This is a genomic window from Paenibacillus sp. W2I17 (assembly GCF_030815985.1).
Lineage (GTDB): Bacteria > Bacillota > Bacilli > Paenibacillales > Paenibacillaceae > Paenibacillus.
In genome coordinates, this window is the sequence record NZ_JAUSXM010000001.1 from 1,583,311 (window position 1) to 1,595,930 (window position 12,620).

Below are 12,620 nucleotides of genomic sequence, written 5' to 3' on the forward strand. Positions count from 1 at the left end.
TAAACCGTTTTCGAATTGGTTGAAAATTTTACTAATACATTCTATATTACCCTTTTATATTAGTATGAACATATACAATTTTGCCGGAACATGAAGTATTTGCTCTGAAATTCATTCTTTGAACCGCCGTATTCCGGCTACATTTTTACTCTAAAGGCTGTAACCCGTTTCACGTCAACACCAAAAAAGATAGAATAAATACACAAAAAAGCGATGCGTCCTTAAAGTTAAGGGACACATCGCTCTTATACAATAGCAAATTATTATTGTTAGTTAATGGATTAATGCATAGGACCTTGTTGTTCTGGCGTTGATCCTACTTTGACCCGTTTCACAAAGAGTGAAGTAATCAGACCGATAATCGACAGCACTAATGCAAATACAAACGCATTCTGTACACCTGACGTGAAACCTGCCAGTTGATTTTCTGGACTTTCCGGATTCGCCACTCCGCTCAAAAAGCGGGATTGTCCTGCGCTCAGTATACTTACCGCAACAGCCGTACCGATCGCTCCGGATACCTGTTGCAATGTATTCATGATGGCAGTACCGTGAGGATAATACTCACGTGGCAATTGGTTCAGACCATTCGTCTGTGCAGGCATCATAATCATCGAGATTCCGACCATCATGAACACATGCAGCGTAATGATTTTTGCCAGTGTTGTTGTAGGTGTAATTCCAGTGTACATGAAGAGTACAATCGTTACGATAGCCAGACCAATAATCACAAGCCACTTCGGACCGAACTTGTCAAACAGTCGACCCATAACCGGAGACAGTAAACCATTCAGCAAACTGCCCGGCAATAGAACCAGTCCGGCAGTTAACGCTGTAACCGCCATACCTTGTTGCAGATACATTGGCAGGATCAGCATGGATGACAGCATCATCATCATACAGATGAATATCAGGATCAAGCCAATCGTAAACATCGGATATTTGAATGCTCGCAAATCCATCATTGGCTGTTTCATTCTCAACTGACGGATACTGAATAACAGCAAGGACAACACACCAATAACGAGAGTGGCAACAACGACCGGACTTGTCCAGCCTCCGCCTGTTTCCCCATGTCCCCCTGCACTACTGAAGCCGTATACGATACCACCAAAACCAAGGGTAGAAAGGATAATGGACAGTACGTCAATTTTGGGCTTGGTCAATTTCGAAATATTCGGCAAGAACAATAAGCCGCATACCAGTGAGATCAGGAAGAACGGCAAGGAGATCCAGAAGATCCAATGCCAGCTCAGATTAGCCAGAATCAGACCGGAGATACTCGGACCGCTTGCTGGTGCAAACATGATAACCAAACCGATCAATCCCATGGCCGCTCCACGTTTTTCAATCGGGAAAATAACCAATATGGTGTTAAACATCAGTGGCAACAATAGCGCTGTACCTATCGCCTGCAGTACCCGTGCCACCAACAGAATTTCGAAACTAGGTGCAAGTGCAGCAACAAATGTTCCTGCAATCGAGAAAATCAAAGATGTTGTAAACAGCTGTCTTGTGGTAAACCACTGCAGCAGCATACCGGATACCGGTACCAGGATTCCCAACACAAGCAAGTAACCTGTAGTTAACCATTGAATCGTTGTAGGACCTACTTCCAGTAGAGCCATAAGTGGCGTCAATGCCACGTTTAATGCCGTTTCTCCAAACAGACCAATAAAGCCGCTCAGCAGCATCGCGAACAAAATCGGAAATACCTTGTATTGCTTTGTTTCTTGTTGATTCTGTGCAGAATCAGCCTTCATGGAAACCTCCACGATCCCATCCTCCTCAAACGTATCGAACTTTCTATTTCTCTGTCTCTTGGTATAAATTATTGAATCTGTTTGGCGTTCTTCGTCACAACCGACAAATACTCAGCAGCCGTCAGCAGAGGCTGTTTATCCTGATTCGTCAGGCTGATAATCAGTGCTCCCTCCATCAAAGAAATGATCAGAAGTGCCGTCTCCCGCGCCTTCTCTTCACCAACGCCATCCAGAATCAGATGTTTCTTAATGACATCCTGCCAATCTGCAAATACACCCTGACATGCAATACGCAACTGCTGACTAATACACGATGTCTCCACAGCTGCCCAGAAGCTGAATGGCAGAAATCCGGTAAACCCGGCTGCTTCTGTTTCATGAGCCAAATCATGAATAAATCTCTGAATGGCATCCCCCGTATTGTCGTGGGCTGCAAATGTTTTCTCAAATGTCTGCAAGATATGTTCATTGGCTTTTTGAATACACTCGTGCGCGAGCTCTTCCTTGCCTTGCGGGAAATAATGATACAACGACCCTTTCGGCGTACTACTCTCTTTGATGATCTGATTCAGACCGGTCGCATGATATCCTTGTGAAAAAAACAGTCTCGCTGCTGTGCTGACAATAGACTCTCTAGCATTAGACTTTTCACTCAACGAAAGCCACTTCCTTCAAATAATTATAACAATCGGTCTATATAATTAAACCCGCTCAGATAAGGACTGTCAATCATTTTTATTTCAAATTTTAATGTAAACGCTCACAGTTAAGGAGTGAGAAAATGAACCGAGCAACTGCTCATGGTCAGATCATCATAACAGCCGCTAATTTGGAGACAAAGCTCCAGATTAAGCGGCTGTTTGTTAGCATGAGTATATTAAGGATTGTATATGAGTAGTTGTTGGAGTCATCTCCGTCTTAATGTACCTCCTCATGCACAGCTTTAGGAGTTTCACCTGTTCGTTTATTACCTGCCCACACGTCTTGCACGTAGCGTCCTTCGGCCTGAAGCTGAATGAGCCAGTCCTTCGCTTGCCGCACCGTTGCTCCCTGCACCTCCTGATACGCTTGTTGCAAAGTCTCTTCTACCGCAGGAGCCATCTGGTTTCCATCCCCGCATACGTAGATTTTTCCTTTGTTCATCAGCATGTGAATCAACTGTTCGTAATTCTCTTTCATTAGATGCTGTACATACGTTTTGGGCTTGCCATCCGCACGAGAAAAAGCAGTGTGTAGCTTAACGATCCCTTCTCGCTCGTATTGTTCAAGCTCTTGACGATATATGAAATCTGAATCATTCCTGCACCCAAAGAACAGATGCGCCTCACTCAAAGACAAACCTCTCTGTCTCATAACAGCTCTCGCCTGGAGGAAACCTCTGAATGGTGCAACACCCGTCCCCGGTCCCACCATGATCATTGGAACATCAACCTCTTCGGACAGATGAAATTCGGATTCAGGTGTACGTACAAACATCAGAATATCTTCTCCGGATGAACAACCAGCGAGGTACGATGAAGCAACTCCCAGATATTCGCCCTTACCACTCCATGCTGGCTCTCTTACTACCGATACGGTTATGCTCGCTTGCTCGGAATTCAGACTTGGCGAGCTGGATATTGAATAATATCTGGGCTTAAGCGGAGGCAAAAGTTCAAGGAACCTTTCGAATGGCAGCTCACACGCCTCATACTTTTCTAGCAGGTCCAACATGGTGATTCGATTGGCAAGAATATAATCCTTGTAGCTGTTTTCATCCAACATGCCTTCCAGTTCACGCTTATGAGGTGGACATACCGTATGATTAGCTAACTCCTGCAACTGTGTTCTGGAGACTGGTGTCTGCAATTCCACGCAGTGAGTGAGCAACTTCTGAATTTTGACGGGTCTGTTCAGTGGAAGGTGTGTAAGATGGCTGACGTCCGAAGTTAATTGAATCTGAATATCCCCACGTAGTCCGAACCGACTGAGTATCCGATCCACATTCTGCTTCTGATTGCTAGGTAACACGCCGAGATGGTCACCTTCTCTATAACTCATGCCTTCAGGCAGTAACACTTCGATGTGACGCGTGCTTCTTCCACTTCCCAGCGCCTGAAGCTCTTTATTAACTACAACCGTGGCATAGCTGGCATCATAAGTTCGTGCAAGTGGCATATCCGTTTTCTCGCGGACAAACTCCATTTGAAGTCTGCTTGTGCTTGATAAGGTTGGTTTCACTACTTCCTCGCTAATCCCCAAGACACCCAACACCTGAGGCCACAACATATGCTGCCACATCTCGACTTGTTTCTCCATGTCACCTCCGGCATCGGCTTCACCGCGGGATAACAGTCTTTTACCTCCCAATTCTTCAAGCCTCTCATCTATTAATCGAGGAATGCTCTGGTACGTCCCGGACCAACTCCGATCTCCACAACCCAGAACGGCATAGTTTACATCCCGTGCTTCCTCTGACTCTGTTCCCTTTAACCAGTCTACAAATGCCGTAGCATTTTGCGGAGGTTTACCGTTATACGAAGCTGTGACGATGAGAACGACACCTTGGCGGGGAATGCGGCCAACCCACTCATTCAGAGTGGCTGCTTCACTTGGGATTCCATACGAACGCCCTTTTTCCACAAGCTCTCGGGCAATGCCTTCTGCCGTTCCCAGATTGGAACCATATAACACCAGGAGCGAAGGCTTACCATCTGCTTCAACGGCCAGGATTTCTTCCCTCTGGCTTTCACTTGCTATATTTTTATGAACAACAGGAGCAGGTTTCTCTTTCGCAGATACGGTCGACTTATTCCTTGTTTGCGAAGCCGCGCGCGCTTTCACCTGGATCCGGAAGTCTCCCGGCTTCAATGTCAGTGTCTGTTTAACATCTAACTCATAGTTGCTATAATCGATCAACTCAAAATGTTTAAGGACCATGCCAAGCACAAGTGTTGCTTCATATAAAGCAAACTGCATGCCTATACACGCTCTCTCCCCATTACCAAAAGGTTTATACGCATGATGAGGCACTTTCGCCGTATCTTCAAATCGCTCTGGACGGAAAAGTTCCGCATCCTCTCCCCATGCTTCTCTGTCACGGTGAAGCTGGGGCAAAAGAATACTGCAACTTTCCCCTTTCTTTAAGGGATATTTGCCACCTATGACGGTGTCTTCTTTCGCATATACGTCAAATCCCGGAGCCGTTGGCCAGAGACGTAGCGATTCACTAAGAATCATGCGAATATATGGAAGCTGAAGAATTTCCTCGTACTGTGGTGAGTCACTGACCAATATCTGATCCACCTCGTCATACGCCTTTTGAAGCGATTCCGGATTTTTCAGTAGAAAGTAAAGAGCAAAAGATAATAAACCACTCGTGGTTTCATGTCCGGCAATGAGAAACGTAATAATCTGATAACGGATGTTCTCATCATCCAGCATTTCGCCAGTCTCCGGATCTTTGCCATTCAACATACGTGCGAGCAAGTCGACCTCTTCTGGTGCTGAACTCGCTTTACGTTCCTCTATAATCTGATCTACCAGAGAGAACATCGTCTGAATATCCTCTTGGAACTGTCGTTTGGTTTTCACCATAAGCAGATTCTGAATTTTCAAACGTGAGCTCTTTTGCATTGCTTCATTTAATGCCCGAACCATGCTTTCAATAAAAGGACTGTGGTCCTGTCTGTAAAAACTGTTAAACCGATAATTGAATCCACATAGTCCAATGGTATCCAACGTAAGGCGTGTCATATCGTCCGCAACATCAATCGTATCGTTGGAATTGAGGCGTGCCCACTTATTGACCAACTGTTCCGCAATATCGACCATCATGGGATGATAACCTTTCATGGCCTGTTTGCTGAAGGTGGGAAGCAGAATGTTATGGGCCTTTTTCCAATTGGGCTCCGAGGTTCTGCTTGTGAATAAACCATCGCCTCCAAAGGCACGTACATTTTCGAGTTCATTGTATACATATTTGTCAAAACGGGACACATCGCACAACTCAGCGACAAGATCTGGTCCAGATACGATTAAACCGGAATAACCGGGAACGGTAAGTCGATATATCGGTCCATGCTGTTCAGCCAGGACACCTAGCGACAGCGTTGGTTTATCTTTATCTATCAAAGGCAGGTTGCCAAGTGGTCCATACATTTTGGGTTGTGGAATGTAAGTTGTATCACTCATGATGATCACCTCTTAACTGTACACCGTGGAGCAAGGTATTCGTTAGCCACATGATTGCTGTTCTGCTTTCATTCATAAGTGATCTCTCCTTTGATGATTTTATATATGATAGTAATATGTATCATTTGATAATACATTAAACCATAATTGATTTAATATCAAATTTTCTTCCGGCTGAATTACTTTCAATTGAACCGTTCAACGTTTAAGTTGAATAACAACAAATAGAGGATTGCATATGCAATCCTCTATTGTATGAACCAATGACGTTATGATTCTATGACGCTTTTTAATGTATTCTAATGATGACTTGGTTCATCCCACTTCTCAAAATTCAATTCATTATTAATGCTTACCGCAGACAATGCCCCCAGAGACGCAGCCGTGATTGCCTGATACATCTCGGATGCTGCATCACCGGCACTGTATACACCTGCTACGGATGTTTTGCCGGAAGCATCAACGATAACCGTTCCTGACTCTGTAATTTCACAACCGATGGCCTTTGGCAGTTCTGATCCGGTAAACAGTTTCGGTTGGAAGAAAACTCCTGTGCATGGAATCGCTGTACCGTCATTCAGTACAACTTGCTGTACCATTCCTTCTTCAGAGTTAATGGATTGAATCGGTGCATCGAATACAGTAACATGATGCTGCTTCAGCTCTTCACGCTGCTCATCAGTTAAGGAATCTGATCCATTCGTACAGATCGTATAACGTTCTGTCCAGCCGGATATGACTTTTGCCATATGTAATGCCTTATCTCCACTAACGATGATGACCAGCGATTGGTCTCTTAACTCCCATCCATCACAATATGGACACACAAACGCACTTTTACCGTAAACCTCTGTTAATCCGTTAATATCCAAGGGAAGGTCTTTCTTACCTACCGCAAACAAAATCTTTTTCGTGCGATAACTTGCCCCCTGTGTAGTCTTAACTACAAAATCACCATCGCTACCTGTTATCGCTGTTGCCGTATCGGATGCAAATTGAACTGAGGGATAAGCTGCAATCTGTTCTTTGGCAGCTTTCCGGAATTCACGCGGACTTGCCCCATCTCTTGTCACAAACCCATGAGTCTCCCTTGTAACCCAGTTACGCGGTGTCTCATCATCAATGACCACAACGTTCTTGCGGGCCCTGCCGAGTACTAGGGCTGCATTAAGCCCCGCTGGTCCTCCACCAATAATAAGTACATCCAAGCGTTGATTCATATTACTCAAATTATTCACCCTTTCCAGACATTTAATATCTCTAATTGTGCTTTAAAAATAACCTCCGCTTTCTCTTAAGAAAGTAATATCGGAGATTTACAAGCACACATTTAAACATAACTATTAAAGATATCTTATGTCTACAATAAACAAAACCTAACCATTTTGCAACATATATCTTTAACTACTTTCTTCAATCCAGCCTGTGTGAGTTGAATAAAAGATTATTTACACTTACACTACAATGACAGAACAAACTTTAAATCACTGTTATACCCTGATTTTTTGATTCTCTCCTGTAACACAGAAATAATTATTTAACAATTAAAAAAAACCTTGTTTTTAAATTGTTCACAATCAAATGACATTATTTTAAATACTAAAACGTTAATTAAATCACATAGTGTATTGAATGGTATAATAGCGACATAATATATAAGTATAGATATAGGAAGTGAGTTCTTGAAAACATTGAATAATGGTTCACAGACCAATATCAGCCTGGAGTATAGCTCGATTCCGAAAGTATTCTTCGATACGATCAAAATCGGAATCATCAAGTCCAACCTGATCGCCATGTTTGCGGGTTTAAGTTTGGCTTTATATGTATTTGATGCTTCAATCTTAGCTAATATTGTACCAATCATCCTTTCCTTTATTGGGTCTTCTCTCATTATTGGAGCTGCAGGGGTGTTTAACAACTTGTATGATCGTGATATTGATGCGATCATGGAACGTACGAAGAAACGTCCTACCGTTACGGGACGCGTAGATACCAAGTCGGGTCTGATTCTCGGTATTGCAATCACCATCATCGGGGGCATCATGTTGTACATCGCTTCCCCATCCGCTGCTGTATTTGGTATTTTGGGTCTGTTGCTTTACGTGTTCCCTTACACGATGTGGACCAAACGTACAACGATCTACAACACGGAAGTGGGAAGTCTTTCGGGTGCTGTGCCTCCACTCATCGGTTGGGCAGCCATTTCACCGGAACTGGGCCATTTCGAGATCTGGGCATTGGTTGTTACGATGCTCTTATGGCAAATGCCTCACTTCTATGGGATTGCGATTCGCCGTTTTGACGAATACAAAGCTGCTGGTGTTCCCATGCTACCCGTTGTTAAAGGCATCAGACGGACATACATTCAGACAAATGTGTATCTGGTACTGTTACTGATCTCCAGCTTTTTATTCTGGCCGATGAGTCCATTTGTCGCTATTATGGCATTTCTGGTTAGCTTGGCTTGGCTCATTCTTAGTGTGGCTACCTTTGATAAGAAAGAAACAGAGAAATGGTCCAAACGGATGTTTATCTTCTCCATTAACCATATCACTATTATCTTCCTGGTCATCATTGCGTATTCCTTGATTGCTCAAATGATGAGATAAAAATATTCCATCGTTCCACTCATTATAACGATAAAAAGCCTTACAGACTGTACTCTTTCAAGGAGTCGTCTGTAAGGCTTTTTTTTACTTTTTTGCTTTCTTATTATCTTTTCTAAATTTTCAAAGTTATCCAACTTTGGCGGGAGTTTGTTCCCCTTGCCACAGCAACTGCATCTCTTCATTGGTGGCAAGCAATTCGGCCAAGCTTCCCTCGGCTTCAATTCGTCCATCTTTCATCACGATAATGTGATCTGCTTTGGAAAGTGCTGCCCTGCGGTGAGAAACTGCGATGCAGGTGACATCGGGCTCTTGGAACAGCCCTTCCCATACTTGTTGTTCTGTCTCCACATCCAGTGCACTGGACAGGTCATCAAAGATAAACAGGTCCGCCTCCGTCATTAACATACGTCCTGTGGCCGCGCGCTGAATCTGCCCGCCTGACAGCATCACCCCTCTTGGACCAACCGGGGTCTCAAGCCCCTGATCCAGATGTTTGATATCCTTCTCCATCACAGCCAGACGAATGGCTTTTTCTAGGGCTTGCTCGGTGTTACCCTGTTTGCCCTGGACGATATTTTCTTTCAACGTATCACTAAACAGTCTTGGCACTTGCGGGGTATACGCGGCTCTAGGCGGCATCAGGAATGTGGCTGGATCAACAGCCGCTCCATTCCAGAGAATTTCCCCTTTTTGCTTGGGTAACAGTCCAAGAAGTGTGCGTACAAGTGTTGATTTACCTGACCCGATCCGTCCCGTAATCACAAGAAATTGTCCGCGTTTAAGACGGAAACTGATCCCTTCTATGCCATTTGTAGAATTCGGATATTGATAAGTCAGCTTATTCACCTCAAGAGATTGCAACTTCTCCTTAGGGTCCCTCTGTTCACTTACAAGCTCCGGCGGATCTTCATACAGATAGATTTCCCTCGAATCCATGATCTGATCTTCTTCCCCCGGGCGGAATAGCTTACGCATACGATCATAGGATACCTTAAGCCTTTTGTGCTGAAACACCATATAACCAAACAGTGAAATGCTAAATCCGATATTGGCCAGATAACTGGTGAACAAGGCAAAATCACCTACGGTAAAGTTCCCTGCTTTCATCTCAGCTGCACACATCAGTAGAATCAATCCGGTACAGATACTTAGAACATGCTGATTCATCGATCTCATCCACTGCTTGAACAGATTGTCTCGAAGTGCAGCCTGGCGACGATCTTCATTCAACTGGTTGAAACGTGAAGAGACATTCTCTTCGGCCTGACCGAGTTTCAGGGCTTGCACTGCTCCAAACGTTTCCGCAATAAAACTGGTAATTCGCCCAGTCGCTTCGCGATTAACCTGTGCATACTTCCGAGCCCGATTCCCGGATAGGTTGTTGAGTAAGGTAACGATTACCAATGGTAACACGGCAACCAATGTAATCTGCCAATTAATGTTTGCCATAATGACGATGGACACAACAGCAAATACAAGCCGTCCCCAGAAGTCCACCCATGATTCTACATACTCGACGACTTCATCCACATCATCCCGAAAGCGACTCATCGCCTCCCCTGGTGAAGCCGGAAGATTACGCCCAGGCCAGCGCATGATCGCTGCGAGCATGTTGGTTCGCAAAATCGCCTGAACATGATACAGATACGTAACCCATGCATAGAAAGCTACAAAAAATGTGCCCACCCGTGCCATTCGGACCAAAGCAATAAAGATAAGCGGCACAGCAAGCCACATGTAGTCATTTGAACCCACTGTTGTGCGATCAAAAAACCATTGCATTCCAATACCAATGGCTAGCGGCAAGGAATGAAATATACACCATAACAATCCGTTGATTACAAATAACAAAGGCCTGAATCGAAACAAACGGCCTATAAATCCTGCTACAGTCATGCCAATTCCTCCTCTCGGCCTGTAATGAGCAGTCTGGCATAGTGAGATGCCGGGTTACTGGCAAGTTCTTCTCTCGCTCCAAATTCCAGTACCTTCCCATCACCTAGCACCATAATCCGGTCCACTTTCTCCAGCGTAGCCAGTCGGTGAGCAATGATGACACCTGTGGATTGTTTCATTAACTGGTCAATTGCAGATTGCAGCATGCCTTCGGTCGCAGCATCCAGACGCGATGAAGGCTCATCCAGAATAACCAGGCTTGGTTCGGTCAGGAATACGCGGGTTAAGGCAAATAACTGTGCTTCCCCTGCCGACAATGAAGCTCCACCTGCTGCCAGATACGTATCGAGTCCCTCTGGTTGTGAATTAATCCATTGGCTAAGTCCAAGGCGATCCGTCGTTTCCTTGACCATCTGATCCGATACATCCTCATTAAACAGGGTTAGATTGTCACGCAGCGTGCCATCAAACAATTGCACATCCTGTGTCACCATGCCAACGCGGCGATAAAGCGCTTGTAATGAAAGCTTTGTGATATCCGTTCCACCTACACGGATCGTCCCCCGATCCAGATTGTACAGCCGGAGAAGAACACGACTAAGACTCGATTTACCGCTACCTGTGCGACCGATGATTCCCAGACGTTCTCCAGGTTTAATGGCAAAAGTAATGTCCTGCAATACCGGTTTATCCTGGTTATAACTGAAATGTACCTGACTGAATTCCAGACCAAGAGGTCCTTCCGGCAATTGCTCCTCTGTACCCTCTTCAATCATACTTTGCATGGACAACAGCTCTCTGGAGCGCAGCATGCCTGATTTTGCTTTTTGGAACTCCTGCACCTGATCTCCAAGCATCTCAATCGGATCATTCAGCATCTGCGTATATTGATAGATCAGAAATAATGTTCCGATACTAATTAGACCTTCCATATAATAATGCACACCCAGCAAAAGCACCGCAGTGACCGCCAGAGCGAACAGAACTACAGTGGTATTCCACGGAATAACCCGTAGCAGCCAGGCTTTTCTCCCCTTACGGAATACCGTGCGCATCGTGCGGTAAAAGCGGTTCATCACATAGGGCACATGACCATTTGCTTGCACATCTTCAATTCCGGCAATGCGTTCTTCAATTAATCCGAACAGAGAGGCACTTGCCGCCCGTTCATTTTTGGAAGAGTCCACGCCCAGATTTCGGATGAAGACCATGAACAGGATCGATAATAATGTGAACACGGTCATAACCAAAGCAATGGGCACATTGACACTGAACATGAATCCGAGAATTCCGGCCAGCAGCACAAAACTCCCTATCACTTGCACAATGAACATCGCGAAAAAATTGGAGATACTCGTTACGTCACCATCTACACGTTCAATCATCTCTCCAGGTGTTTTCACATTATGAAAACGCATATCAAGACGCAGGCAGTGCTTCAGCAGATCTCCGCGCAGTTGATTCGTGGCCCGCCAGGCCACGTCGTTCCCCAAATAACTGACCGCTACCGTGATGAGTTGATTAAACACGGCGACAACCAGAAATATTCCTGCGAGCTGAACAAGATTTGTGAGGACTCCCCCACTTGCTGCTGTATCGATAAATCGTTTGATAATCTGTGGATTCAAAAGCTGAAGCCCCGTTGATGTGAGCAACATGATTAAAAGTAAGGCCAGCCGTCCTTTAACGGGTTTCAGATAACGCAGCAGCCATGACATGGAGCGTTTCTCTGTTTTGGGCACAGGTCCCACCTCTTTATCGGTTTATTTAATTGTTCTTGCCTATTCATATTTGTTGATGATCTTAACAACAGCAAATTTGCGATCACTAGGATGAGTCATACATAATGACATTAAAATCGGGATTTCCCGCCCATAATTGATATGTAGAACATATGTTGACCATTGTACATTCTCCTTTTTAACAAGTTAGTTTTTTATAAAATAACGCTCCAAACGCTCCTTTCCATGTGAACAAATTGGGTGGAATGCATGCAAAAAAGCCATAGATGAACTAATGTTCATCTACAGCTTGTAGCCAAAAGAGATCGAATGAAATGCAAAGCATTTCCCGTATCTCCTCTGCATCGCAATAATGATGAGCGTCCACGACAGAGGTGCACAAACATGACTGTCCCAACGCGATCATTGCAAAAAAATTGGATTAATGTCACTAT

At 44.6% G+C, this 12,620-nt stretch carries 7 protein-coding genes; 1 reads left to right on the top strand and 6 read right to left on the bottom strand.

All coding sequences use genetic code 11. The features are described 5' to 3' along the window. Positions 1 to 281 precede the first annotated feature (281 nt). The 4 genes from QF041_RS06895 to QF041_RS06910 all read right to left on the bottom strand — a co-directional run bounded on the left by QF041_RS06895 (position 282) and on the right by QF041_RS06910 (position 7,156). Complete coding sequence (locus QF041_RS06895) at positions 282 to 1,763, bottom strand: DHA2 family efflux MFS transporter permease subunit (protein ID WP_307416913.1); 1,482 nt, start codon at positions 1,761 to 1,763, stop codon at positions 282 to 284. Positions 1,764 to 1,831: 68 nt separating this feature from the next. After that, positions 1,832 to 2,419 (bottom strand): TetR/AcrR family transcriptional regulator, encoded by a 588-nt coding sequence (locus QF041_RS06900; protein ID WP_047842796.1) that lies wholly within the window; start codon positions 2,417 to 2,419, stop codon positions 1,832 to 1,834. Positions 2,420 to 2,681: 262 nt separating this feature from the next. Continuing rightward, positions 2,682 to 5,936: a bifunctional cytochrome P450/NADPH--P450 reductase gene (locus QF041_RS06905; protein WP_307413116.1), complete on the bottom strand. Its 3,255-nt coding sequence runs from the start codon at positions 5,934 to 5,936 to the stop codon at positions 2,682 to 2,684. A gap of 299 nt (positions 5,937 to 6,235) precedes the next feature. Further along, entirely contained in the window at positions 6,236 to 7,156 is a 921-nt protein-coding gene (locus QF041_RS06910; protein ID WP_307416915.1) for an NAD(P)/FAD-dependent oxidoreductase, read from the bottom strand. Between the two features lie 462 nt (positions 7,157 to 7,618). Between QF041_RS06910 and cyoE the strand changes: the two genes are divergently transcribed. Next, entirely contained in the window at positions 7,619 to 8,548 is a 930-nt protein-coding gene (gene cyoE / locus QF041_RS06915; RefSeq protein WP_307413118.1) for a heme o synthase, read from the top strand. Between the two features lie 126 nt (positions 8,549 to 8,674). Here the strand turns inward: cyoE and QF041_RS06920 are convergent, their stop codons facing one another. Together QF041_RS06920 and QF041_RS06925 are read right to left on the bottom strand one after the other, a co-directional pair. Beyond that, positions 8,675 to 10,444, bottom strand: coding sequence for an ABC transporter ATP-binding protein (locus QF041_RS06920; RefSeq protein WP_307413120.1), 1,770 nt, complete (start codon positions 10,442 to 10,444; stop codon positions 8,675 to 8,677). Then, on the bottom strand, positions 10,441 to 12,186 hold the full coding sequence (locus tag QF041_RS06925; RefSeq protein ID WP_307413122.1) for an ABC transporter ATP-binding protein: 1,746 nt from the start codon (positions 12,184 to 12,186) through the stop codon (positions 10,441 to 10,443). Before QF041_RS06925 ends, QF041_RS06920 begins: the two co-directional genes overlap by 4 nt. Positions 12,187 to 12,620 lie beyond the last annotated feature (434 nt).

What these genes read in the sequence shown, in the direction of transcription:
- QF041_RS06910 (WP_307416915.1), bottom strand. Translation starts at nt 7,156, where the DNA reads ATGAATCAACGCTTGGATGTACTTATTATTGGTGGAGGACCAGCGGGG.
- QF041_RS06905 (WP_307413116.1), bottom strand. Translation starts at nt 5,936, where the DNA reads ATGAGTGATACAACTTACATTCCACAACCCAAAATGTATGGACCACTT.
- QF041_RS06895 (WP_307416913.1), bottom strand. Translation starts at nt 1,763, where the DNA reads ATGAAGGCTGATTCTGCACAGAATCAACAAGAAACAAAGCAATACAAG.
- QF041_RS06920 (WP_307413120.1), bottom strand. Translation starts at nt 10,444, where the DNA reads ATGACTGTAGCAGGATTTATAGGCCGTTTGTTTCGATTCAGGCCTTTG.